Raw genomic sequence first — 25,675 nt, forward strand, 5'->3', positions numbered from 1 at the left:
TTATGGCGACATTAAAGGAGAAAATAGGTTACGCTTTAGGCGATGCGGCGGCTGGTGGTATCACATGGAAAATCATGTCGATTGCCTTCCCGCTGTTTTTTACAAATGTGTTTGGACTGACATTTGCTGATGCAGCCACGCTGATGCTGATTGCACGTATGTTTGATGTGGTGACCGACCCGCTAATGGGTTCGCTCGCTGACCGTACACAGAGCAAATGGGGTACTTATCGTCCTTGGCTGATATTCGGCGCCATCCCCTTCGGACTGGTGTTTGCCCTGCTGCTGTATACACCCGACTTCGGACTGACAGGTAAGCGCATCTGGGCTTATAGTCTGTATCTGCTGATGATGGCCCTGTACACCGCTGTAAATGTGCCTTATGGCTCGCTGCTGGGTGTGATGACGGATGACGACAACGAGAAGAACCAGTTTTCGAGTTTCCGTATGGTGGGTGCCTATGCCATGGGCTTTATCACCCTGTTGTCGTTCCCTTACCTGCAGCGACTGGTGGGTGGAACCGAGCAGCACCAGTATGCGGTGCTAGGTGCCTTCTTTGGTGTGATAGCTGCTGCTGGTACCCTGGCTTGCGGATTCCTGACCAAGGAGCGTCTGAAGCCCGTACGTGCCGAGAAATTCGAGTTTAAGCAGTTTGGTGATCTGTTTAAGAACAAGCCCTGGATCATCCTGACGCTGATAGGTATTTGTACCAACTTTTTTAACGGATTCCGCTACGCTGTGGCCGGTTATCTGTTGGAATACTGCTTGCATGGGGATGTGACGGTGAGCGGACTGATTATCAACTACACCGTGTTTATGACCTTTGGTGAGCTGACTTGTATGATCTTCGGTGGTGTATCACCCAAGTTTACGGAGATTGTGGGCTCGAAGCGTAAGGCCTTTATGGCGGCTGCGCTGATTTGTGTGATTTTTTCGGTAGCCTTCTTCTTTGTGCCCATGGATCCCAGCTATATCTGGGTGATGGTGGCACTGGTGGTGCTCACCTCGATAGGTATCGGCTTGTATTCGCCCCTGCTGTGGAGTATGTATGCCGATGTGGCTGACTATGCGACAGAAAAGAACGGTACCTCGAGCACAGGTCTGATCTTCTCGTCGGGTACCATGGCCCAGAAGTTCGGTACCGCCATCTCTGGTTCGCTGGTAGCTCTGTTCTTAGGTTTGGCAGGTGCCAGCATGATTACCGACGATATGGGTAACACCATGGTGGACCCAGCCTCGATTACCGACTCGGTACTCTCGATGGTATGGAGTCTGTTCTCTCTGTTCCCAGCTATTATTGCCGGCCTGATTATTGTACTGACCTGGATTTATCCGATTAAGAAATGATGGGACAAGTAGATATGATGAAACGGGAGATGCAGGATGTGGTGGAGAATAACATCCTGCGTTTCTGGCTCGACCAGATGATGGACTATGAGCATGGCGGCTTCTACGGTCGGATGGATGGTGAGGGTGAGCTGCACCCTGAGGCAGAGAAAGGTGCTATCCTGAATGCCCGTATTCTGTGGGCCTTCTCGGCTGCTTTCCGTGTGCTGAAGCATCCGGAGTATCTGGAGGCTGCCACACGTGCCAAGGACTATATCATAGAGCATTTCATCGATCAGGAGTATGGTGGCGTGTACTGGAGCGTGGATTGCGAGGGTAACCCGCTGGATACCAAGAAGCAGTTCTATGCCATCGGCTTTATGATCTACGGACTATCGGAATATGCCCGTGCGACGGGCGACAGAGAGGCGCTGGACTATGCGCTGGACCTGTACGACTGTATAGAGGAGCACGCCTTTGACAGTGAACATAACGGCTATATTGAGGCCTGCACGCGCGAGTGGGGCGAGATAGCGGATATGCGCCTGTCGGACCTGGATGCCAACTACCCCAAATCGCAGAATACCCACTTGCACATTATCGAACCATACACCAATCTTCTCAGATGCTTAAAAGAAGTGCAAGCCCAGGAAAGTTGTGATTATGTGCCTGCCTTAGGCGCTGTGTTGCCTGTAGGTATCAGTGTGCCCCAGAAGACCATCAGCGAGGTGGAAGGCGCTTTGAGAAATCTTGTAGATATTTTTACAGATAAGATTCTGAACCAGGAGACCAATCACCTGGATCTGTTCTTCGGGATGGACTGGACACGAGGTGCCGGACATCTGGAGAGCTATGGGCACGATATAGAGTGTTCTTGGCTGTTGCACGAGGCCGCACTGGTGTTGGGTGATGCCAATGTGCTGGCTAAGGTAGAGCCTATCGTACAGGCGGTTGCAGAGGCATCTGCCAAGGGTTTGCGACCTGATGGCGCTCTGATACACGAGGCTAATCTGGATACAGGGCATGTGGATGACGACCTGCACTGGTGGGTACAGGCCGAGAACGTGGTGGGCTGGTACAATATCTGGCAGCACTTTGGCGATGAAGAGGCTCTGAATCGTGCTGAAAAATGCTGGCAATATATCAAGAAACAGCTGATAGACTTTGAACATGGCGAGTGGTACTGGAGCAGGCATGCCAACGGACTGTTGAACACCACCGACGACAAAGCCGGTTTCTGGAAGTGCCCGTACCACAACACGCGCATGTGTTTGGAAATCATCGAGCGCTCGTAAAAAAATCCGCCAGAGAATTTGGAACTTTGGCGGATTTTTCGTACCTTTGCAACCAATTATGAGAAGATTGATACTATTCGTTGCAATAGCGTTGTGCTATATCGTTGATATTCAAGCACAAACGCAGTTTAACGAGCGCCCTAAGCTCGTGGTAGGAATCGTAGTCGATCAGATGCGTTGGGATTATCTAGGCAGATATTACAATCAGTATCAGGAGGACGGACTGAAGCGCCTCATTAACCAAGGATACTCGTGTAATAACTGCCTAATTAATTATCTGCCCACCGTAACTGCCATCGGACATACCAGTGCTTATACAGGTTCAACTCCCGCTTTTCATGGCATCTGCGGTAACGCCTTTTACAAGAATGGCGTGAAGATTAACAGTTGCGAGGATCACGATGTGACTACCGTGGGCAGCAACAAGAAAGATGCTTCGTCGCCCGTGAACCTGTTGGCGAGCACCATTGGCGACCAGCTGCGACTGCATACCGACTTTAAGTCGAAGGTGATTGGCGTGAGCTACAAGGACCGTGCAGCCATTCTGCCTGCCGGACGTAGTGCCAACGCTGCCTACTGGATTGATACCAAAGCCGGTCAGTTTATCAGCAGCACCTGGTATATGCAGGAACTGCCACAATGGGTGAAGGATTATAACGCCCAGCTGAAGAAAAACAAGGAGTTGCAGAAGGTGGGTAAGAACGTAGGACTGTATCCATTGTGTGGTCATATCACTGCTGATATGGCCATTGCTGCTTTAAAAGGCGAACAGCTTGGTAAGGGCGAAGAGACGGATATGCTGTGTGTCAGCTTCTCGCAGACAGATGTGATTGGGCATGAGTACGGCACCCGTGGTGAGCATACCGACGAGGCTTATCTGGAACTGGATAAGGATATCGCCAAACTGCTGAAGGCTTTCGACGAGCAGGTGGGCGAGGGTAACTATCTGGTATTCCTGACTGCCGACCATGGCGCTGCGCATAACTTTAAGTTCATGGAAGACCACCGTTTGGGCGGAGGTCCGTTTATGTTCGACGAGATGTATAGTGGAGAGGCTGCTAAGCGCTTGAAAGAGCGACTGCACCTGACCAAGAATATCATCAAAGACTGTTTGGACTACCGTCTGGTGCTGGACAAGGAAGCTATCCGTGAGCAGGGGCTCGACGAGGAGAAAGTGCGCGAGGTGGTGGTAGAGGAGTTGCTGAAGACACCTCATGTTGCTTTCGCCTTTGATTTCAAGAAGGCTGCCACAGCTCCCGTGCCAGAGATGCTGAAAGAACGTGCCCTGAAGGGGTATCACCACGATCGTTCGGGTGATATCATCTTTATTCTGGAGCCTGGTTGGTATGGATTTGGCAAGGGCTCGTCGCCCATCGGTACCACCCATGGCGAGTGGAACCCCTATGATGCCCACATACCCCTGCTGTTCTACGGCTGGAAGGTGAAGCACGGCGAAACCAGCAGAGAGGTACACATTACCGACATTGCGCCCACCATCTGCCACAAGCTGCACATACAGCAGCCAAACGCCTGTGTGGGTGAGCCTATTACAGAGGTGATGGGTGAGTAACTACTTGATAATGGAATAATTAAAACATTAATAAATAATTATAGTTAGCTTTTTATGAACTTTACTTTGTTAATTACCGTCTTGGTGACGGCTATTACATTGGTGGTAGCGGCTTACGTGATGGCCAAGCTGTTGGGACCAAGGTCCTACGCAAAGGTCAAGGGTGAGCCGTATGAGAGCGGTATTCCTACCCGCGGCAGCTCATGGTTGCCTGTTTCGGTAGGTTTCTATCTCTTTGCCATCTTGTTCCTCATGTTCGATGTGGAAACGGTGTTTCTGTATCCATGGGCTGTGGTAGTGAAGGAGTTCGGTTCGATGGCTCTGCTTAGCATCGGCTTCTTCTTAGTAGTTCTGGTATTAGGCTTGGCTTATGCCTGGCGGAAAGGAGACTTGGAATGGAAGTAAGAAAGCCCCACATCAAGAGCATTCCTTACGAGGAGTGGAACGACAACGAGTCGTTGGAGAAGATTATCGACGAGCTGCATGAGGGTGGCGTGAACGTGGTGACAGGTTCGCTTGACCAGTTGATTAACTGGGGACGTAGTAACTCACTGTGGTCGCTCACCTTTGCGACTTCATGCTGTGGTATTGAGTTTATGGCTTGTGGTTGCTCACGTTACGACTTTGCCCGATTTGGTTTCGAGGTAACACGTAACTCACCACGACAGGCCGACCTGATTATGTGTGCAGGTACCATCACCCACAAGATGGCCCCAGCCCTGAAGCGTTTGTACGACCAGATGGCTGAGCCTAAGTATGTGGTGGCTGTAGGTGGATGCGCCATTAGCGGTGGTCCTTTCAAGTCGAGCTACCATGTGGTAAAGGGTATCGAGGAGATTGTGCCCGTGGATGTGTTCATCCCTGGCTGTCCCCCACGTCCCGAGGCTATCATGTATGGTATGATGCAGTTGCAGCGTAAGGTGAAGGTAGAGAAATTCTTTGGAGGTGCTAACCACAAGCAGAACGCTGAGGAGCGTGAGCTGGGCGTATCGAACGAGGAGTTGGCATTCCGTAACAACCTGGGTGATCATCGCCGTGAGCCAATCGTGGTAACTGATGTTCCACAGGAGTTTGTTGAAGAATTAAAGAACGGGGAGGACAAGGCATGAAATTAGAATTTTTATCATTCGACTTTGAGAAGTTCGCCTCGGAGATGCAGAACTTGAAGAGCAAGAAAGGCTTTGACTATCTTGTAACTATCGTAGGTGAGGATTTTGGTAGAGAAGAAGGTCTGGGTTGTGTGTATATCCTTGAGAATACCAACACCCACGAGCGTTGTGCTGTGAAGCAGCTGGCCCAGACTCAGAACGACACTCCTTATATCCCTACTGTATCAGATATCTGGAAGGTGGCCGACCTGCTGGAGCGCGAGGTTTATGATTTCTTCGGCATCGTGTTCCTGGGTCATAAGGATATGCGTCGTTTGTTCCTGCGTAGCGACTTTAAGGGTCACCCCTTCCGTAAGGACTGGGAGTTTAACGATAAGTACACCTTGGAGGATGACGTAGAGCCTAACTACGGACTGGAGTACTACCTGGATAAGGATGGTAAGCTGCAGTGCAAGCAGAACAAGCTGTTTGAGGCTGACGACTATGTGATTAACATCGGTCCTCAGCACCCTGCTACCCATGGTGTGCTGCGTTTGCAGACTGTGCTGGACGGTGAGACCGTGAAGCGCATCTATCCTCACTTTGGTTATATCCATCGTGGTATCGAGAAGATGTGGGAGGGTATGACCTATCCTCAGACACTGGCTCTGACCGACCGTCTGAACTATCTGGGTGCCATGCAGCATCGTCATGCATTGGTAGGTGTGATTGAGGAGGCCATGGAGGTTGAGTTGACCGACCGCATCAAGTACATCCGTACCATTATGGATGAGCTGCAGCGTTTGGACAGTCACCTGCTGTACACCTCGTGTGTGGCTCAGGACCTGGGTGCACTCACAGCCTTCCTGTATGGTATGCGCGATCGTGAGCATGTGCTGAACTGTATGGAGGAAACCACCGGTGGACGTCTGATTCAGAACTATTATAGAATAGGTGGACTGCAGGACGATATCGATCCTAACTTTGTATCGAACGTGAAGGCACTGGTGAAGTACCTGCGCCCCATGATCAAGGAGTATATGGATGTGTTTGGTGATAACGTGATTACCCACAACCGACTGGAGAAGTGCGGACCAATGAGTCTGGAGGACTGTATCTCGTATGCAGTAACCGGTCCTGCCGGACGTGCTTCGGGTTGGAAGAGCGATGTGCGTAAGAACCACCCATATGATATGTACGACAAGGTAGAGTGGGAGCAGTGCACACTGACTGGTTGCGACTCTATGGATCGCTACCTGGTTCACATCAACGAGATGTACCAGAGCTTGAACATTATTGAGCAGCTCATCGACAATATCCCTGAGGGCGACTTCTACGTGAAGCAGAAGCCTATCATCAAGGTGCCCGAGGGTCAGTGGTACTACTCGGTTGAGGGTGTGGCTGGTGAGTTTGGTGTTTATCTCGACTCTCGTGGCGACAAGAGTCCATACCGCATGAAGATGCGTCCAATGGGTCTCTCGCTGGTAGGTGCTTTCGACCCCATGCTGCGTGGTCAGAAGATTGCCGACCTGATTGCCACTTGTGCTGCTATTGACGTTGTAATTCCTGATATCGACAGATAGTCGAAATGTAAAAATGTAATAATGTAAAAAGTAAAGATTATGTTCGACTTTTCTATATTTACAACATGGTTCGACGCTCTCCTGCGTGATACACTCGGTTTGGGAGATTTCTGGTCGATATTGATTGAGTGCGTGCTGGTTGGCGCTGGTATCCTGGCTGGATATGCGCTGATTGCCATGCTGATGATTATGATGGAGCGTTGGGTATGCGCTTATTTCCAGTGCCGACTGGGACCTACACGTGTAGGTTTCCACGGTACCCTGCAGATTTTTGCCGATGTATTGAAGATGCTCGTGAAGGAGATCTTCTTTGTGGATCGTGCTGATAAGTTGCTGTATGCTGTAGCTCCACTGCTGGTGATCATTGCTTCGGTAGGAACCTTCAGCTTCCTGCCTTGGAACAATGGTGCCCATGTGCTTGACTTTAATGTAGGTATCTTCCTGGTAACTGCCATCTCATCGATAGGTGTGGTTGGTATCTTCCTGGCTGGTTGGGGTTCGAACAATAAGTACTCGGTGGTTTCGGCCATGCGTGCTGCTGTTCAGATGATCTCGTACGAGATGTCGCTCTGCCTCTGTCTGATTACTGCTGTGATCCTGACAGGTACCATGCAGATGAGTGGTATCGTGGAGGCTCAGACAGGTGCCTTCAAGTGGTTGATTTTCCAGGGTCATATCCCTGCCATCATCGCCTTTGTAGTGTTCCTGATTGCAGGTAACGCCGAGGCTAACCGTGGTCCCTTTGATATGGCTGAGGCTGAGAGTGAGTTGACTGCCGGTCACCACACTGAGTACTCGGGTATGGGCTTCGGTTTCTTCTACTTGGCTGAGTTCCTGAACCTCTTTATTATTGCTGGATTGGCTTCGGCTGTATTCCTGGGTGGTTGGGCACCTATCAACATTGGTGTGGATGCCTTTGATACCGTGATGAACTACATCCCCGGTATCGTGTGGTTCTTTGGCAAGACTCTGCTGGTGGTATGGTTGCTGATGTGGGTGAAGTGGACTTTCCCACGTCTGCGTATCGACCAGATTCTGAAGCTGGAGTGGAAGTACTTGATGCCTCTGGGACTTATCAACCTGGTAATTATGACTGTTGTTGTGGCCCTGGGCCTATATATTAAATAAGGTATAGCAATGGAAGATAACAAAACATATTTCGGAGAAATCGGACACGGCCTGAAGACTTTGGCTACAGGTATGAAGATTACTTGGAAGGAGTATTTCAAGGATTTCTTCACCAATAAGTCGACAGAGCAGTATCCCGAAAACCGCAAGACTACACTGCACGTATCAAAGCGTCACCGTGGTCGCTTGACCTTTAAGCGTAACGAGGATGGCAGCTACAAGTGTACCGCTTGCACATTGTGCGAAAAGGCCTGTCCAAACGGAACCATCAAGATTACTGCCCACATGGCTGAGGATCCTGAGACAGGTAAGAAAAAGAAGGTGCTGGATGATTACGCGTACGACCTGGGCGACTGCATGTTCTGCCAGTTGTGTACCAACGCCTGCAACTTCGACGCCATCGAGTTTACAAACGACTTTGAGAACGCTGTGTTCGACCGCTCTCGTCTGGTGCTGCACCTGAACGAGGAGGTTTACGCTGGCGGCTCACTGCCCAACCTGATTGAGGGTGGTGCCGAATGGCAGGTCGGTAAGTTTAACACTAAAACCAAGTAACGCATTATGGGTAATACAGTTATGTTTATCATTCTCGCGGTATTCATCATTGCCTCGGCACTGATGTGTGTGACCACGACGAAGATTATGCGAGCCGCAACATTCATGTTGTTTGTGCTCTTTGGTGTGGCAGGTATCTACTTCCTGCTGGATTACACCTTCCTTGGAGCCGCTCAGATTAGCGTATATGCCGGTGGCGTTACGATGATCTATGTGTTTGCCATCCAGTTGGTGAGCAAGCGCACACTTCAGGGTTTGGAGGAGCGAGTTAAGAGTAGCAAGATGATTACTGGCGCCCTGGCTGCTTTGGCCGGACTGGTGGTGGTAGGATTGATTCTGCTTAAGACTGGTTTCTATACACAGGAGATTGCTGGCGTAGAGGTACCTATGAAGGAGATTGGTACTGCTCTCGTTGGTTCGGGTAAATATCAGTATGTACTGCCTTTCGAGTTCATCTCAGTATTCTTGCTGGCATGTATCATCGGTGGCTTGGTTGTAGCAAGAAAGGAGGATAAAGCATGATTCCAGTAGAATGTTATTTCGCACTGAGTGCCCTGTTGTTCTTTATCGGTGTATATGGTTTCACCACACGTCGCAACCTGATTGCCATGCTCATCTCGGTTGAGCTGGTGCTGAACGCCGTGGATATCAACTTTGCCGCTATCAACCGCTTGCTTTATCCAAACGGTATGGAGGGTATGTTCATGACACTCTTCGTGATTGGTGTGGCTGCTGCTGAGAGTGCTGTGGCTATCGCTATCATCATCAATGTGTATCGCAAGTTCAAGAGTGATAGTGTTGAGGCTATCCAGAATATGAAACGATAGTAGTAGTTAAAAGTTAAGAATTAAGAATTAAGAAATTATGTTTAGTTACACAATTTTCATAATGCTTCTGCCACTGCTGTCGTTCATTGTTCTTGGACTGGCTGGTATGAAGATGCAGCATAAGGTGGCCGGACTGATCGGCACCTGCTCATTGGGAATGGTTACGATACTCTCTTATATCACCGCTTTCCAGTACTTCTTCGGACTGGACCGTGTGAATGGCGTGTATCAGACCTTTGTTCCGTATAACTTCACCTGGTTGCCCCTGGGTAACCTGCATTTCGACCTCGGTATCCTGTTGGATCCTATCAGCGTGATGATGCTGATTGTGATCTCGACCGTATCACTGATGGTTCATATCTACTCATTCGGCTATATGCATGGTGAGAAGGGATTCCAGCGTTACTACGCTTTCCTTTCACTGTTCACGATGTCGATGCTGGGATTGGTACTGGCCACCAACATCTTCCAGATGTACATGTTCTGGGAGTTGGTAGGTGTGAGCTCATACCTGCTCATCGGCTTCTACTATCCTTTGAAGCCTGCCATCGCTGCCTCTAAAAAGGCATTCATCGTGACCCGCTTTGCCGATATGTTCTTCCTGGTAGGTATCCTGACATTCGGTTACTTCGTTGATTCGTTCAGCTTTAACTTTGCTGGCGACATCGTGATGGGACAGGGTACCACACCTTTCATCGAGGGTAATCTGGCTAAGGCTGTGGCTGCTGGTGGCTTCATCATTCCTACTGCACTGGTACTGATGTTTATCGGTGGTGCCGGTAAGAGTGCGATGTTCCCCCTGCACATTTGGTTGCCAGATGCCATGGAGGGTCCTACACCAGTATCAGCTCTGATTCACGCTGCTACCATGGTTGTGGCTGGTGTGTTCCAGATTGCACGTATGTTCCCCTTGTGGATTGAGTATGCCCCACAGGCTATGAGCATTGTGGTTTGGGTGGGTGTGATCACCGCTTTCTATGCAGCTGCTGTGGCTTGTGCCCAGAGCGATATCAAGCGTGTGCTGGCCTTCTCGACCATCTCGCAGATTGCCTTTATGATGGTGGCTCTGGGTGTATCACTGCCCGGACATCATGGTGCTATCCTTGATAACCACGCTCAGCTGGGTTACATGGCTAGTATGTTCCACCTGTTTACTCATGCTATGTTCAAGGCATGTCTGTTCCTGGGTGCCGGATGTATCATCCACGCTGTACACAGCAACGAGATGGCGCTGATGGGTGGCTTGCGCAAGTATATGCCTATCACACATATCACCTTCCTGATTTCATGTCTGGCCATCGCTGGTATCCCCTTCTTCTCGGGCTTCAGCTCAAAGGATGAGATTATCACTGCCTGCATGGAGTACAGTCCGGTGGTAGGTTGGATTATGACAGGTATCGCTGCCATGACAGCCTTCTACATGTTCCGTTTGTACTACGGTATCTTCTGGGGTACTGAAAACAAGGAGGCTCATGCACATCACACGCCACACGAGGCACCACTGACCATGACAATCCCCTTGATTGTGCTGACAGTGATTACCGTTGGTGTGGGTGTTTATACCACAATTGCAGGATTTGCAGAGTGGGGTGGTTCGTTCGGTAGTTTCGTAAGTGCTGCCGGTACCGACTACACCATCCACTTCAACATGCAGATTGCTGCTACCTCTACTGTGATTGCGATTCTGAGCATCTGTCTGGCCACCTATATCTATAAGGGTGAGCAGCAGCCTATTGCCGATCGTCTGTATGCAACCTTCCCCAAGCTGCATCGCGCAGCCTACAAGCGTTTCTATCAGGACGAGATCTGGCAGTATGTGACACATCGCATCATCTTCCGTCTGGTTTCTACACCTATTGCCTGGTTCGACCGTCACGTTGTGGATGGTACCTTTAACTTCCTGGCATGGGGTGCTAACGAGGCTGGTGAGAGTATCCGTAGCTGGCAGAGTGGCGATGTTCGCCAGTATGCCGTATGGTTTATCACGGGTTCTGTGGCCCTGACATTAATCCTTTTATGCATCTAAAGATATGAGTATATTAAGTATTTTCGTAATAATTCCAGCCCTGATGCTGGTGGGCCTCTGGCTGGCCAAGAACGTTAATCAGGTGCGTGGTGTGATGGTAACGGGAGCTTCGTGTCTGTTGGCCCTCTCTGTCTGGTTAACCATCTACTTTATTCAGGAGCGTGCAGCAGGTAACACAGCCGAGATGCTGCTGACCTATAGCACGCCTTGGTTCAAGCCTTTGAATATCGCTTACAGTGTTGGTGTTGACGGTATCTCGGTAGTGATGTTGCTGCTTTCGAGCATCATCGTGTTTACCGGTACCTTTGCCTCATGGCAGCTGAAGCCATTGACCAAGGAGTACTTCCTGTGGTTCACCCTGCTCTCTACAGGTGTGTATGGCTTCTTTATCTCTACCGACCTGTTCACTATGTTTATGTTCTACGAGGTGGCTCTGATCCCAATGTACCTGTTGATTGGTGTATGGGGTTCAGGTCGTAAGGAGTACTCGGCCATGAAGCTGACCCTGATGCTGATGGGAGGCTCGGCCCTGTTGATCCTTGGCTTGCTGGGTATCTACTACTTTAACGGTATCTATAGCGGCAACTACACCTTTGAGTTGACCACAATCGCAGCTAACCACTGCATTCCTGGTCACATCCAGAACATCTTCTTCCCCTTCATCTTCATCGGATTCGGTGTGCTGGGTGCGCTGTTCCCATTCCACACATGGAGCCCCGATGGTCATGCTTCGGCCCCTACAGCAGTATCAATGCTGCACGCTGGTGTACTGATGAAGCTGGGAGGTTACGGCTGCTTCCGTGTAGCTATGTACTTGCTCCCTGAGGCTGCTCAGGATCTCTCGTGGATCTTCCTCATCCTCACTACTATCTCGGTAGTTTACGGTGCACTCTCAGCCTGTGTACAGACCGATCTGAAGTATATCAATGCTTATTCTTCGGTTTCGCACTGTGGACTGGTGCTGTTCGCCCTGCTGATGATGAGTCAGACTGCTGTGACCGGTGCTGTGCTGCAGATGCTCTCACACGGACTGATGACAGCCCTGTTCTTCGCCCTCATCGGTATGATCTACGGTCGTACTCATACACGTGACATCCGCGAGCTGGCTGGACTGATGAAGATTATGCCTTTCCTGGCTGTTGGTTATGTGATTGCCGGTTTGGCTAACCTCGGATTACCTGGTTTCTCTGGTTTCATTGCCGAGATGACCATCTTTGTAGGTTCGTTTGGTGCTCACCCACTCAGTGGCGACCCCAACACCTCGTTCCGTATGGTGGCTACCATCATCGCTTGTATGTCGATTGTTGTAACAGCTGTTTACATCCTGCGTGTGGTTGGTAAGATTCTGTATGGCGAGGTAGAGAACAAGCACTTCCTGGAGCTGACCGATGCTACATGGGATGAGCGCGTGGCTGTTATTTGCCTGATTTTCTGCGTAGCTGGTTTGGGTTCGTTCCCATTCTGGGTAAGCGATATGATCTCGCCTGCAGCAGGTACAATCTTGGAGTCAATTGGTGTAATGTAAAAATAGGAGGACTAAAGATATGAATTATAGTGAATTTTTGAATATGGTTCCAGAGTTTGTACTGGTGCTTGCTCTGATTATAGTCTTCTTTGCTGACTTCTTCGCCTCTCGCAATGCTGAGCGCAAGGCATCGTTGGGCTATCTTACCATGCTGATGCTGATAGGTACTGCTGTTACCAGCGCTATGACTGAGCCTACACAGGCTTTTGGTGGTATCTATGTTACCACAGCTGCCATCAATGTGATGAAGGCTATCCTGGCCTTTGGCTCGCTCGTTGTAGTGGTGATGGCCACATCTTGGGTTGAGAAGAACCTGAAGCTGGCTGGCGAGTTCTATATGCTGATTCTGAGCACCCTGCTGGGTATGTTTATGATGATGTCATCAGGCTCGTTCCTGCTGTTCTTCCTGGGCTTGGAGATGGCCTCAGTGCCCCTGGCCTGTATGGTGGCTTTCGATCGCCATCGTAAGGAGAGTGCCGAGGGTGCCGCCAAGTATATCCTGGTAGCTACCTTCTCGAGCGGTGTGATGCTGTTTGGTATCTCGTTCATCTACGCTGCTACAGGTACCCTGTACTTCGATGATGTTTGTGCTGCAGTATCTAACTCGCCTCTGTGTATCATGGGCTTGGTATTCTTCTTCAGTGGTCTGGGCTTCAAGATCTCGTTGGTGCCTTTCCACTTCTGGACTGCCGATACCTATCAGGGTGCACCTACACCTGTTACCGGTTACCTGAGCGTTATCTCTAAGGGTGCTGCCGCTATCACACTGTGTACCATCCTGATGAAGGCATTCGCGCCTATGGTTGAGTACTGGGACTATATGCTGTATATCGTGATTGTGCTCTCAATCACCGTGGCCAACCTGTTTGCCATCCGTCAGAATGAGTTGAAGCGCTTCATGGCCTTCAGTTCTATCTCTCAGGCTGGATACATTATGCTGGCAGTAGTTGGCAATGGTCAGCTGGGTGTTGCCGCTCTGACTTACTATGTGCTGGTTTACATCGTAGCTAACATGGCTGTGTTTACTGTGATTAATGTGGTTGAGCAGAACAATGGTGGTCGCACCGATATGGCTGCCTACAACGGATTCTATCAGACTAACCCCAAGCTGAGCTTCCTGATGACGCTGGCTCTGTTCTCGTTGGCTGGTATTCCTCCATTCGCAGGTATGTTCTCTAAGTTCTTCGTGTTCATGGCTGGTGTGCAGAATGGCGAGCCTATGGCCTATGGCGTGGTGTTCATTGCCTTGGTTAACACAGTAGTATCACTCTACTACTATCTGCTCATTGTGAAGGCTATGTATATCACCAAGACTGATGCACCTCTGCCCACATTCCAGAGCGATGCTAACACCAAGGTGGCACTGGCCATTTGTACTGCAGGTATTGCCCTGTTCGGCGTTGCAAGCTGCGTTTACGAGTGGATTGCTGCCGCTGGTATCTAAGATTGACTGGTTATATTAATGAATGTATAGGTCCCAATTGCCCGCAAGGGTGGTTGGGACTTTTTTATGGCTTGTTTTAAAATATTTTAAGCGACAGAACCTGAGATTGTGTCGATTTAATGATATTGGTCAATAAATCTTTTAAAATATGTAAATTTTCGAAAAACCAGTCTTTTAGTTGCGGTTTTATGCTTATCTTTGCATCACGAAAATAGATTGGGTGTTTTTAGTATTAATAAAAGTATAGTAGAGAATAAGAGAAAAGAAGGAAGTTTATCTTCTATAAAGATCTATCAGTCCATTAATTTTTTGATATCTGAAGGGGCGTACGCCGTGAGGCGCGCGCCCTTTTGCTTTTCTATAATCGGTCAGGTGTAAGGTGTCAAAAAGTTAGTAATAATCAATGTATTTGTGTCATTTTGCAAAAATAATCTCAATTTTACTTGCATATTTGATAAAAATGTGTACCTTTGCACGCAGAATTATCATAAACGTTTAAAATGGGACAAGTAATTAAACCCGTGATGTACGAACCGCTGCTGGATATGAAGCAGACGGAACAGGGTATTAAACTGATAAAGGAGTTCTTTCAACAGAATCTGTCGACAGAACTGAGATTGAGACGTGTAACAGCACCACTGTTTGTGCTGAAAGGATTGGGTATTAACGATGACCTGAACGGTGTGGAGCGTCCTGTGAGCTTCCCCATCAAGGATCTGGGTGATGCCAAGGCCGAGGTGGTACACTCGCTGGCTAAGTGGAAGCGCTTGAGCCTGGCAGAGTACAAGATTGAGCCAGGCTATGGTATCTATACCGATATGAACGCTATACGTGCCGATGAGGAGCTGGATAACCTGCACTCGCTGTACGTTGACCAGTGGGACTGGGAGGCTGTGATTTGCAAGGAGGATCGCACCCTGGCATTCCTGAAGAATATTGTGGAGCGTATCTATGCAGCCATCCGCCGAACAGAGTATCTTACCTGCGAGACCTATCCGCAGATAAAGCCATTCCTGCCTGAAAAGATTCACTTTGTACATGCTGAGGAATTGGTGGAGATGTATCCTGGCAAGACTCCCAAGGAGCGTGAGGATGCTATCTGTGAAAAATATGGCGCTGTATTTGTGATTGGTATTGGCGGTAAGCTGAGTGATGGTAAAAAACACGACGGACGTGCACCAGACTATGACGACTGGAGTACCATTGCTGAGGACGGACGTGCCGGACTGAATGGTGATATCCTGATATGGTATCCTGTGCTGGGTAGAAGCTTTGAGCTGTCGAGCATGGGTATCCGTGTGGATAAGGAGAGCTTGCTGCGCCAGTTGAAGCTGGAAGGCAAGGAGGAACGCGAGCAGCTTTACTTCCACCAGCAGTTGCTGAACGATAAGTTGCCACTGAGTATTGGTGGTGGTATCGGACAGAGTCGACTGTGTATGGTGCTACTGCATAAGGGCCATATTGGTGAGATTCAGGCTAGTATCTGGCCTGAGGAGATGCGCAAGCAGTGCAAGGCACTGGGCATGAACCTTATTTAATTGAAAATTGCCAATTAACAGCGGAGAGTTGATGAGGGTTAGGTGTGGGTTATTAGCTGGCTTGATGGCGGGCATGCTGTGTGCTTGTGGCGGACAGCGGCAGCCTAGGGCTTATGGCGGTACAGAGCTGACCAGCAGCGACAGTTTGACCATACGCATGGGACAGTGGGATCTGCTGAAATATCACAGCGAGAAACTAGGTCTCGATATTAACTACCCCTCGTTCCTATACCTGCAGGATCTGCCCGAGGAGCCTAACCAAGAGGTGCTGATGGCCGACGAGATGAGTATATCGGTAATGGTTGACTCGCTCACAGGCAATCATCGACCTGCCAGTCAATTGATGTTGGCCATGGGGGCCGACCTGGTTGAGGTAGGGGATGACTACAGCATACAGGAGGGCTCGGACGAAGAATGGGATTACTATGGTAAGGTGCTTGAAGATGGCACCATACGTCTGGTAACCGTGATGCTGAGATACAAGCCCGAACACAGCGAAGCTGTAGAGCCCATGAAGGAGTGGGTGCGCAATTTTACACTGAAATAATTGACCTATCATATTTTTAACACGGATTAATCTGAAAATTTCGCCGAGAAATTGAGGTTAATCCGTTTTCTTTTTGTACCTTTGCACCCAAAATTTATATTATAACGTTATAAGGATAAAAAATGGCTGAAATTAAGAAGATTAAAACCGCATTGGTGTCTGTTTTCCACAAGGACGGACTGGATGAACTTTTGAAGAAATTGAACGCTGAGGGCGTAAAGTTCCTGTCGACTGGTGGAACACAGCAGTTTATCGAATCACTTGGTTATGAGTGTCAGAAGGTAGAGGATGTTACCACCTACCCTTCAATCCTGGGGGGACGTGTAAAGACTCTGCATCCAAAGGTGTTTGGAGGTATTCTGGGACGTCGCGACAATGAGGGCGATCAGGAGCAGATGAAGAAGTACGAGATTCCTGAGATTGACCTGGTGATTGTTGACCTTTACCCATTTGAGCAGACTGTGGCCAGCGGTGCCAGCGAGGCTGATATCATTGAGAAGATTGATATCGGTGGTATTTCACTGATCCGTGCTGGAGCCAAGAACTTTAAGGATGTGGTTATCGTGCCCAGCAAGGCTGAGTACAGTGTACTGCTCGATATCCTGAACAAGAAGGGTGCACAGACTGATATTGAGGATCGCCGTATGTTTGCTACACGCGCCTTTGGCGTAAGCAGCCACTACGATACTGCTATCAACGCTTGGTTTGAGAAAACCGCCAAATAAATGGTAAATTGTAAATAGTAAAATTGTAAATCATAATGGGATTTTTTAGTTTCGTACAGGAAATTGCCATGGACCTTGGCACTGCCAACACCATCATTATCAGCGATGATAAGATTGTGGTAGATGAGCCTTCGGTTGTGGCTTTGGATCGCCGTACCGACAAGATGATTGCTGTGGGTAATGAGGCGAAGATGATGTATGAGAAGACTCATGAGAATATACGTACTATCCGTCCACTGCGTGATGGTGTGATTGCCGACTTTTCGGCTTGCGAGCAGATGATGCGTGGACTGATTAAGATGGTACACACAGGTAGTCGCCTGTTCTCGCCCTCACTGCGTATGGTGATTGGCGTACCTTCAGGTTCTACTGAGGTAGAGCTGCGTGCTGTACGCGACTCAGCAGAGCATGCTGACGGACGTGACGTTTACCTGATTTTTGAGCCTATGGCTGCTGCTATCGGTATTGGTATCGATGTAGAGGCACCAGAGGGTAACATGATTGTTGATATCGGTGGTGGTTCTACCGAGATTGCTGTGATCTCACTGGGTGGTATCGTATCGAACAACTCGATCCGTACTGCTGGTGACGACCTGACAGCTGATATTCAGGAATATATGTACCGTCAGCACAACGTGAAGGTTTCGGAGCGTATGGCTGAGCGTATCAAGATTAACGTAGGTTCGGCTCTGACCGACCTGGGTGACGAGGCTCCAGAGGACTTTATTGTACACGGACCAAACCGTATTACAGCCCTGCCTATGGAGGTGCCCGTATGCTATCAGGAGATTGCACACTGTCTGGATAAGACTGTGGCCAAGATCGAGAACGCTGTACTCTCGGCACTCGAGAATACACCACCAGAGTTGTATGCCGATATCGTGAAGAATGGTATCTATCTCTCAGGTGGTGGCGCTCTGCTGCGTGGCTTGGACCGTCGTTTGACCGACAAGATGCACATTCCATTCCACGTGCCCGAGGATCCCTTGCACAGTGTTGCTAAGGGTGCCGGCATTGCACTGAAGAATATCGATAGATTTAATTTCTTGATGAGATAATAAAAAGGTAGTTTGGGCCGATGCGCAATCTGCTGGATTTCCTATACAAGTATCATCACTGGCTAGTTTTCGTATTACTCGAAGTAGTCAGTGTTGTTCTGTTGTTTAAGTACAACAGTTATCAGAATAGTGTGTGGTTTACAAGTGCCAATGCCGTGGCAGGCAAGGTATATGAGATGGAGAGCAAGGTGACCAGCTATATGGCCATGGCCGAGTTGAACGAACAGCTCACCCTGCGAAACATCTACCAGGAGCGACAGCTTGACCAGTTGCGACGCCTGTATGCCGAGGTGACCAAGGACACGACTGCCGCTGAGCGCGAGGAGCTGGCTTTCTTGAGTAATTACCAGCTGATACCCGCTAAGGTGGTGGAGAACTCCATACACAAGGCTGAGAATCTGATTACCATCGACAAAGGTCGTAAGGATGGTGTTGAGCCCGATATGGGTGTGGCATGCGGTAATGGCGTGGTTGGTGTGGTTTATCTGGTGAGTGACCACTATTCGGTGGTTATCTCGGCCTTGAATGCCGCCTCGTCGCGCATCAGCTGCAGCATTCGTAACCGTGGCTACTTTGGCTATCTGCACTGGTATGGTGGCGATCCATCGGTGGCTTATGTGGAGGATGTGCCACGCCACGCCAAGTTTAATCTGGGCGAGTGGATGGTAACCAGCGGCTTCTCGAGTATCTTCCCATCGGGGGTGCAGGTAGGTAAGATTGAACAGGTTTATAACTCGAGCGATGGTTTGAGTTACAAGCTGAAAGTGCGTCTGAGTACCGACTTTGGTAACCTGCGCGATGTGGTGGTGATCAGCGATAAGAGTATTGCCGAGCGTGCTGCACTGATGCAGGCCGCCCGCGACTCAATCAGTTATAAACAGCGACAGTAGCCTTATGAAGATAGAATTGATAAACCGACTGGTGATGTTTGTGGCCTTGCTTCTGGCTCAGGTGTTGATCCTGAACCATGTACACCTGTTAGGTGTGGGCACTCCGCTGCTTTACGTTTACTTTGCCATCACCTTCCGTAGAAACTTCCCTAAGTGGCTGGTACTGGTATCGTGCTTCTTGTTAGGACTGTTGATTGATGTGTTCTCGAATACGCCAGGGCTTGCAGCCAGCACGATGACACTGGTGGCACTGGCGCAGACATACCTGATTGATCTGGTTGCACCACGCGACTCGGCCGAAGATCTGGAGGCATCGGCCAAAGTGCTTGGTCTTAGTAAGTTTGTGACGTTAAGCGCCCTGCTTACACTGCTGTACTGCCTGGTGTTCTTTGCACTCGAGGCGTTTAACTTTTTTGATGTGCTGTTATGGTTGGCCCGATCGGTCATCAGCTTTGTGCTTACGATGGTACTGATTCTGGCCGTAGAAAGTGTTAGAAGCCGGTGAAGCAGAAAGACTTTGATCTGGAATACCGTAAATACGTGATTGCTGGGGTGGCCGCACTGATTGTGTTCATCTACATCATCCGTTTGTTTATGCTCCAGATTACAAGTGATGACTACAAGAAAAGTGCCGACTCGAATGCTTTCTTAAAAAAGATAGAATATCCTTCGCGTGGTGCCATTTTGGATCGCAAGGGTAAACTGCTGGTGTACAACCAGCCTTCGTACGATATCATGGTGGTGATGAACGAGATGAAGGACCGTTTGGACACACTTGACTTCTGTACGGCTTTGGGCATTACCAAGGAGGAGTTCGACCGTAGAATGGCCAACATCAAGGATCGCAGTAAGAATCCTGGATACTCGCGCTTTACCGAGCAGCTGTTTATGAGTCAACTGAGCGATAAGGACTTTAGTGTGTTCCAGGAGAAGATGTACCGTTTCCCAGGCTTTTATATCCAGAAGCGCAGTGTGCGCCAATATACCTATAATATGGGTGCGCACGTGTTGGGTGATGTGGCCGAGGTGTCGCCTGGCGATATTGAGGAGGATGAGTACTACCAGCCTGGCGACTATATCGGTAAGCTGGGCATAGAACGCTCGTACGAGAAAGAACTGCGTGGACAGAAAGGTATACAGATACTGCTGCGCGATGCCCACGGACGTATCCAGGGACGTTATCAGAACGGAGCCCTTGACCAGCGTGCCATTCCAGGTAAGAACCTGACACTGGGTATTGATGCTGAGTTGCAGGCTTTGGGCGAGCGACTGATGGAGGGAAAGATTGGTGCTATCGTGGCCATAGAACCTGCTACAGGTGAGGTACTGTGTATGGTATCATCGCCAACATACGACCCCCGACAGATGGTGGGACGACTGCGCAGTAAGAATCATCGTGCCTTGTCGCAGGATGTGTGGAAACCACTGCTGAACCGTGCTATCATGGGACAGTATCCACCAGGCTCTACCTTCAAGACTACCCAGGGACTGACGTTTATGACCGAGGGTATCATCAACTCGCACACCATGTACCCCTGTTCGCATGGATTTAACTTCAAAGGTTTGCACGTGGGCTGTCACGGACATGCGGCGCCACTGCCTTTGGTGCCTGCCCTGAGTACATCGTGTAACGGTTACTTCTGTTGGGGACTGTATCACATGATTAATACCAATGTAAGCAAGTACGGTTCGGTACAGAATGCCATGAACACCTGGCGCGACTATATGGTATCGATGGGATTCGGTTATCGTCTGGGTATCGACCTGCCTGGTGAGAAACGCGGACTGATACCTAATGCCATGTTCTACGATAAGGCCTATAAGGGCTCGTGGAATGGACTGACTATCATATCAATAGCCATTGGTCAGGGTGAGGTGAATGCTACGCCACTGCAGATTGCTAACCTGGGGGCTACCATTGCCAATCGTGGCTATTATCTGGTGCCTCATGTAGTGAAGAATGTACAGGGACAGCCACTTGATACGCTTTACACCCGCAAGCATTACACCAAGGCCAGTAAAGAGGCTTACGACTATGTGGTACAGGGTATGCGCTCATCGGTGTTAGGTGGTACGTGTAAGGAGTTAGGTAAGTACGACTTTAATGCCTGCGGAAAAACGGGTACTGCCCAGAACCGCGGACACGACCACTCGGTGTTTATGGGCTTTGCACCCATGGAGAATCCGAAAATCGCTGTAGCCGTATATGTTGAGAACGGTGGATGGGGTGCCACTTACGGTGTGCCCATCGGCGGTTTGATTATGGAGAAATATTTAAAAGGTAAACTCTCGGAGGCCAGCATAGCAAAGGCCAAGAGTATTCAGGAACGCAGAATAGCTTATGGCGCAGGCGATAGGTAACAGAAAAGAAAAAGGAGTGATTCGCTCGCTCGATTACTGGACGATTATCATTTACATCGCCCTGCTTACCTTTGGATGGGTGAGTGTGTGTGGTGCCAGCTATAGTTATGGTGAGACCGACTTGTTTAGTCTGGGCACCCGTTCGGGTATGCAGATTGTGTGGATTGGTACCTCGATTGTGTTGGGCTTTGTAATCCTGATGCTCGACGATCGCTATCTGGATATGTTTGCCTATATTATATTCGGCATCATGCTGCTACTGCTATTCGGAACCATCTTTAACCCGCATAGTATCAAGGGCTCCCGATCGTGGCTGGTGTTGGGACCCATACGACTGCAACCAGCCGAATTTGCCAAGTTTGCTACGGCCTTGGCCTTGGCCAAACTGATGAATACTTACGGCTTTACCATTGCCAAATGGAAGGATTTTGCGCTGGTATTAGGTGTGATTTTTGTGCCTATGCTGTTTATCGTGCTGCAGCGTGAGACGGGGTCGGCGCTGGTATATCTGTCGTTCTTCCTGATGCTGTATCGCGAGGGAATGCCTGGCAGTATCCTGTTTACAGGTGTGGCTATGGTGGTCTACTTTGTGGTGGGCATACGCTATGCTGATACCATGATGGTATATACGCCTACATCGGTGGGTAAGTTTGCTGTGCTACTGATGGTACAGCTGTTCTCTACCGGACTGCTGTATGTGTACTGCAATGATAAGCGTAATATCATACGCATGGCGCTGATAGGACTGGGTGCAACCATTGTGGCACTCATCTTTGGACTGCTGATTATTCCCTTCGACCTGAATTATGTAGAGATGGTGCTGTGTGCGGCATTGGTGATTTATCTGTTATACCGATTCCTGGCCACGCGCATGCGTAACTATCTTTGGATTACTGCCTTTGCAATGGGCTCGCTGCTGTTCTACAATGTGGCCGACTATGCGCTGAACCATGTGCTGGAACCCCACCAGCGAGTGCGTATTAACGTGCTGTTGGGACTGGAGGAGGACCTGAAGGGTGCAGGCTATAACGTGCACCAGAGTGAGATTGCCATCGGATCGGGTGGACTGCAAGGTAAGGGCTTTTTGAATGGTACACAAACCAAATTGAAATATGTGCCTGAACAGGATACCGACTTTATCTTCTGTACCGTAGGCGAGGAAGAGGGCTTTGTGGGATCAGCAGGTGTGTTGCTGCTGTTCCTGGCGCTGATATGGCGCCTGATACACTTGGCCGAACGTCAGGTACACAGGTTCGGACGTGTGTATGGCTATTGTGTGGTAAGTATATTCCTATTCCATGTGTTTATCAATGTGGGTATGGTATTAGGTCTTACACCGGTTATCGGTATCCCGTTGCCATTCTTCAGCTATGGTGGTTCGTCGTTGTGGGGCTTCACCCTGCTGCTGTTTATTTTCCTACGTATTGACGCAGGAAGAAATCTACTGAGAAATTAAGATACCTACATCGCTGATGCCTTGCATGTTCTCTTGCTTCATGTAATGCATCACGTACATGTGCAGCGAGTCGCCCTCGTTAAGCTGTACGCTATCCACATCAAACGTGTATTGGTAACAGCTGATGCCACTGCCTATCACGTGACCATTCTGCTCTACCAGCTTACAATTGATACGTTTACGCAGTTTGCGACCTACAGGGTAGATGTCCTGTTCAACAATCACGCTGATGCCTAAGAAGGGCAGCTGGTTGTTGGTGCGCAGCATCAGTTGCTGGTGATAGGTGCCGGCTTGTTTGATGGGGGGCACGTAGAAGTGCATGGTATCGTTGCGCTCCCATCCCTCGTTATCCACATGCTTGTAGTGATTATATACCACTGAACGATCGCAGGCTGCCATCATCAGGAAACCTGCCATCGCCAGTATCAGTATGAGTGCCTTATTTTGCATCCTTGGCCTCCTTTTTATCGTTAGGCTGTCGGTTGTTGTTGGGCTTGTTCTTCTTCTTCTTCTTCTTTTTCTTGGCCTTGTCGAAGCGACTGATATCACCACCTGCCAGGTCGATATGTGGCTTAGGCTCTGCCTTCTTACCCTCGTCGTGGGTGAGCGATACGGGTTTCTCGCCTCGCTTGTTCATCTCGATAATGGTCTTGGCACGCTCGGCAGTAATGGTTTCGCAGTTGGCGGCAATGTTCTTATCTGTGCTGTAGGTGCAAAGACCTGCCAGAATATCGTTCTTAAACAAGTGATAGTCGCCATCCTGGGTCTGCAGGATAATATCCTTGCCTGGCAACTGCTTGCCAGCCTCTACGTAATCGTCTACCTCGTAGTTCAGACAGCACTTCAGCTTGGCACACATACCTGCCAGCTTCTGTGGGTTGAGCGAGATGTCCTGGAAGCGGGCGGCATTGGTGCTCACACTCGAGAAGTTCTTCATCCAGGTGGCACAGCACAACTCACGTCCGCAAGGACCTGTTCCGCCAATACGTCCTGCTTCCTGGCGCGCACCAATCTGTTTCATCTCGATACGTACATGGAAGGCTTGCGCTAAGTCCTTGATGAGCTGACGGAAGTCGACACGTTCGTCGGCGATATAGTAGAAGATAGCTTTGTTGCCATCGCCCTGATATTCTACGTCGCCAATCTTCATATCGAGCCCCAAACCCTTGGCTATCTTACGACTCTCGATCATGGTAGAGTGCTCACGGGCCTGTGCCTCACGCCATTTCTGAATGTCGTTCTCGCGGGCTATGCGATAGATTCGTTTGATATCGTCGGGTGACTTGATGTTTACCTTCTTGAGCTGCAGTTTTACCAGGCGACCAGTGAGGGTTACCACGCCGATGTCGTGACCTGGACTGGCCTCTACAGCCACGATGTCGCCTTTCTTCAGGTCCAGATTATTTACGTTGTGGTAGTAGCCTTTGCGGGTGTGCTTGAACTGCACCTCTACCAGATCGGTAGTGTAGGGGTTGCCAGGCACATCGGCCAACCAGTCGTAAGTGTTAAGCTGCTTGTCCTGGCGTCCCACTGCCTGGTGGCACAAACCGCGGTCGCAACCTACGTGTACGATATGTTCTTTAGATTTTTCCATATATAATCACTATTCACTGTTCACTATTACTTCTGCAAAAGCAGTACTATCATTTGTAGGGCCAAGTCGAAGAATACAATCTTTCCGTTGGCATTCTGTCCAATGTCGCGAATGGCCAGATTAGCCATATCGGTGATGGGCAGGATATTCTTCTCGTTCACAAAGCGGGCAAAGTTCTTGGCAAAGTCCTCTTCGCGCTGTGTCATATATACCAGCTCCTCGTTCTGGAAGTTGTACATAAAGTTCTCGCGGGTCATACGCAGAAAATACGTCAGCCAGCGCTTCTGCTTCTCACGTCCCATGCCTGCCATCTGTTCGCTCCACTTGCGCAGGTCTTTTATCTTACGCTGATAAGCCAGGCGCATCAGCATCACGTACATGTCGAGAAACAACTCGTTCTCGGAGCCAACCTGAAGCTCGTCGAGTGCCTTTATCCAACTGCCATTGGCCAGTCGGGCTATGCGATGGGCATCGTCGGCACTGATGCCACGTTTTTCTACGAGTGCCTGTTCGATGGCCTCGTTGGATATCTTCTTCACATCGATGCGCTGCACACGACTGCGGATGGTTTCCAATAGCTTATCGGGCTCTTCGCATACCATGATGAATACTGTTTGCTGTGGGGGTTCCTCGATCAGTTTAAGCAGCTTGTTGGCGCACTCTATGTTCATGCGTTCGGGGAGCCAGATAATGCTGACTTTATAGCCTCCCTGACTTGATTTCAAGCTGAGCTTGCGTACCAGATCGTCGCTCTCGCCTGCAGTTATGATGGCCTGCTGGTTCTCGGCTCCCATGGCTGTCATCCACTCTTCCATCGTAAAGTACAGACTGTTCATTACCAGCTGGTGCCAGTCCTTGGCAAAATCGTCGCTTACAGGTTTGTGATCGGCACCCATCGATGGCAGTTTGATGGTGGGGTAGGTGAAGTGCAGGTCGGGATGCTCCAGTTTGGCCAGCATGGCTTTGGCAGATGGTGTGCCATTATCCAACAGATAGCAGGCAAATGCCACTGCTAATGGCAGCTTGCCACACCCCTGCGGACCGCACAACATCAGTGCGTGGGGCAATCGCTCCTCGCGTATCAGCTGTAGCAATCGCTCCTCGGCCTCTTTCTGTCCTATAACCTCGTCGAAACTCATC

24 protein-coding genes are annotated in these 25,675 nt (G+C 49.6%); 21 read left to right on the plus strand and 3 right to left on the minus strand.

Annotated features, from left to right (window positions below; translation table 11 throughout):
• Nucleotides 1-2: 2 nt before the first annotated feature.
• The 21 genes from BLU97_RS08945 to rodA all read left to right on the plus strand — a co-directional run bounded on the left by BLU97_RS08945 (nucleotide 3) and on the right by rodA (nucleotide 22,941).
• Nucleotides 3-1,346 carry an MFS transporter gene (locus BLU97_RS08945; RefSeq protein ID WP_074761195.1) on the plus strand — a complete coding sequence of 448 codons (1,344 nt, stop codon included), beginning with the start codon at nucleotides 3-5 and terminating at the stop codon, nucleotides 1,344-1,346.
• The gene (locus BLU97_RS08950; protein ID WP_175456352.1) at nucleotides 1,343-2,620 is read left to right on the plus strand and encodes an AGE family epimerase/isomerase; all 1,278 of its coding nucleotides are present in this window, start codon (nucleotides 1,343-1,345) and stop codon (nucleotides 2,618-2,620) included. The genes BLU97_RS08945 and BLU97_RS08950 overlap by 4 nt, the downstream gene beginning before the upstream one ends.
• A 58-nt stretch (nucleotides 2,621-2,678) precedes the next feature.
• Nucleotides 2,679-4,190: an alkaline phosphatase family protein gene (locus BLU97_RS08955; protein WP_074761197.1), complete on the plus strand. Its 1,512-nt coding sequence runs from the start codon at nucleotides 2,679-2,681 to the stop codon at nucleotides 4,188-4,190.
• Nucleotides 4,191-4,244: 54 nt separating this feature from the next.
• On the plus strand, nucleotides 4,245-4,595 hold the full coding sequence (locus BLU97_RS08960) for an NADH-quinone oxidoreductase subunit A (RefSeq protein ID WP_028903144.1): 351 nt from the start codon (nucleotides 4,245-4,247) through the stop codon (nucleotides 4,593-4,595).
• Nucleotides 4,586-5,299, plus strand: coding sequence for an NADH-quinone oxidoreductase subunit B (locus BLU97_RS08965; protein WP_074761199.1), 714 nt, complete (start codon nucleotides 4,586-4,588; stop codon nucleotides 5,297-5,299). Before BLU97_RS08960 ends, BLU97_RS08965 begins: the two co-directional genes overlap by 10 nt.
• Nucleotides 5,296-6,861 carry an NADH-quinone oxidoreductase subunit C gene (locus BLU97_RS08970; protein WP_074761201.1) on the plus strand — a complete coding sequence of 522 codons (1,566 nt, stop codon included), beginning with the start codon at nucleotides 5,296-5,298 and terminating at the stop codon, nucleotides 6,859-6,861. The genes BLU97_RS08965 and BLU97_RS08970 overlap by 4 nt, the downstream gene beginning before the upstream one ends.
• Nucleotides 6,862-6,900: 39 nt before the next feature.
• Entirely contained in the window at nucleotides 6,901-7,989 is a 1,089-nt protein-coding gene (gene nuoH, locus BLU97_RS08975) for an NADH-quinone oxidoreductase subunit NuoH (protein WP_028903147.1), read from the plus strand.
• Between the two features lie 9 nt (nucleotides 7,990-7,998).
• A complete protein-coding gene (locus tag BLU97_RS08980; protein WP_013064037.1) occupies nucleotides 7,999-8,544 on the plus strand; it encodes a 4Fe-4S dicluster domain-containing protein in 546 nt (181 codons plus the stop codon).
• Between the two features lie 6 nt (nucleotides 8,545-8,550).
• Nucleotides 8,551-9,066, plus strand: coding sequence for an NADH-quinone oxidoreductase subunit J (locus tag BLU97_RS08985; RefSeq protein WP_013065044.1), 516 nt, complete (start codon nucleotides 8,551-8,553; stop codon nucleotides 9,064-9,066).
• Nucleotides 9,063-9,371, plus strand: coding sequence for an NADH-quinone oxidoreductase subunit NuoK (gene nuoK / locus BLU97_RS08990; protein ID WP_013065623.1), 309 nt, complete (start codon nucleotides 9,063-9,065; stop codon nucleotides 9,369-9,371). Before BLU97_RS08985 ends, nuoK begins: the two co-directional genes overlap by 4 nt.
• A gap of 37 nt (nucleotides 9,372-9,408) precedes the next feature.
• Complete coding sequence (gene nuoL, locus BLU97_RS08995) at nucleotides 9,409-11,397, plus strand: NADH-quinone oxidoreductase subunit L (RefSeq protein ID WP_074761202.1); 1,989 nt, start codon at nucleotides 9,409-9,411, stop codon at nucleotides 11,395-11,397.
• A 4-nt stretch (nucleotides 11,398-11,401) separates the two neighbouring features.
• Nucleotides 11,402-12,922: a NuoM family protein gene (locus BLU97_RS09000; RefSeq protein WP_013064082.1), complete on the plus strand. Its 1,521-nt coding sequence runs from the start codon at nucleotides 11,402-11,404 to the stop codon at nucleotides 12,920-12,922.
• 19 nt (nucleotides 12,923-12,941) lie between these two features.
• Nucleotides 12,942-14,366 carry an NADH-quinone oxidoreductase subunit N gene (locus BLU97_RS09005; protein WP_074761203.1) on the plus strand — a complete coding sequence of 475 codons (1,425 nt, stop codon included), beginning with the start codon at nucleotides 12,942-12,944 and terminating at the stop codon, nucleotides 14,364-14,366.
• Nucleotides 14,367-14,866: 500 nt separating this feature from the next.
• Entirely contained in the window at nucleotides 14,867-15,904 is a 1,038-nt protein-coding gene (gene asnA / locus BLU97_RS09010; RefSeq protein WP_074761205.1) for an aspartate--ammonia ligase, read from the plus strand.
• Nucleotides 15,905-15,935: 31 nt separating this feature from the next.
• Nucleotides 15,936-16,451, plus strand: a complete 516-nt coding sequence (locus BLU97_RS09015) for a hypothetical protein (RefSeq protein ID WP_139208963.1) — start codon at nucleotides 15,936-15,938, stop codon at nucleotides 16,449-16,451.
• Nucleotides 16,452-16,573: 122 nt separating this feature from the next.
• Nucleotides 16,574-17,176: an IMP cyclohydrolase gene (locus tag BLU97_RS09020; protein WP_013065513.1), complete on the plus strand. Its 603-nt coding sequence runs from the start codon at nucleotides 16,574-16,576 to the stop codon at nucleotides 17,174-17,176.
• A 35-nt stretch (nucleotides 17,177-17,211) separates the two neighbouring features.
• Nucleotides 17,212-18,234 carry a rod shape-determining protein gene (locus BLU97_RS09025; protein WP_013064665.1) on the plus strand — a complete coding sequence of 341 codons (1,023 nt, stop codon included), beginning with the start codon at nucleotides 17,212-17,214 and terminating at the stop codon, nucleotides 18,232-18,234.
• 20 nt (nucleotides 18,235-18,254) lie between these two features.
• Nucleotides 18,255-19,124: a rod shape-determining protein MreC gene (gene mreC / locus BLU97_RS09030; protein WP_074761208.1), complete on the plus strand. Its 870-nt coding sequence runs from the start codon at nucleotides 18,255-18,257 to the stop codon at nucleotides 19,122-19,124.
• A gap of 4 nt (nucleotides 19,125-19,128) precedes the next feature.
• Nucleotides 19,129-19,629 carry a rod shape-determining protein MreD gene (gene mreD, locus BLU97_RS09035; protein WP_074761209.1) on the plus strand — a complete coding sequence of 167 codons (501 nt, stop codon included), beginning with the start codon at nucleotides 19,129-19,131 and terminating at the stop codon, nucleotides 19,627-19,629.
• Nucleotides 19,626-21,485, plus strand: a complete 1,860-nt coding sequence (gene mrdA / locus BLU97_RS09040) for a penicillin-binding protein 2 (RefSeq protein ID WP_074761211.1) — start codon at nucleotides 19,626-19,628, stop codon at nucleotides 21,483-21,485. The genes mreD and mrdA overlap by 4 nt, the downstream gene beginning before the upstream one ends.
• A complete protein-coding gene (gene rodA, locus BLU97_RS09045) occupies nucleotides 21,466-22,941 on the plus strand; it encodes a rod shape-determining protein RodA (RefSeq protein WP_074761213.1) in 1,476 nt (491 codons plus the stop codon). Before mrdA ends, rodA begins: the two co-directional genes overlap by 20 nt.
• On the opposite strand, the gene BLU97_RS09050 is transcribed toward rodA, so the two are convergent.
• From BLU97_RS09050 to BLU97_RS09060, 3 genes are read right to left on the minus strand one after another with little or no spacing between them, the layout of a single operon-like run.
• Entirely contained in the window at nucleotides 22,927-23,391 is a 465-nt protein-coding gene (locus tag BLU97_RS09050; protein ID WP_074761215.1) for a gliding motility lipoprotein GldH, read from the minus strand. The genes rodA and BLU97_RS09050 overlap by 15 nt on opposite strands.
• On the minus strand, nucleotides 23,381-24,535 hold the full coding sequence (locus tag BLU97_RS09055; RefSeq protein ID WP_074761216.1) for a stage 0 sporulation family protein: 1,155 nt from the start codon (nucleotides 24,533-24,535) through the stop codon (nucleotides 23,381-23,383). The genes BLU97_RS09050 and BLU97_RS09055 overlap by 11 nt, the downstream gene beginning before the upstream one ends.
• A 26-nt stretch (nucleotides 24,536-24,561) precedes the next feature.
• On the minus strand, nucleotides 24,562-25,674 hold the full coding sequence (locus BLU97_RS09060) for an ATP-binding protein (RefSeq protein ID WP_074761218.1): 1,113 nt from the start codon (nucleotides 25,672-25,674) through the stop codon (nucleotides 24,562-24,564).
• Nucleotide 25,675: the final 1 nt, after the last annotated feature.

Origin of the sequence: Xylanibacter ruminicola (assembly GCF_900107775.1) — a bacterium.
Taxonomy (GTDB): Bacteria; Bacteroidota; Bacteroidia; order Bacteroidales; family Bacteroidaceae; genus Prevotella; species Prevotella ruminicola_C.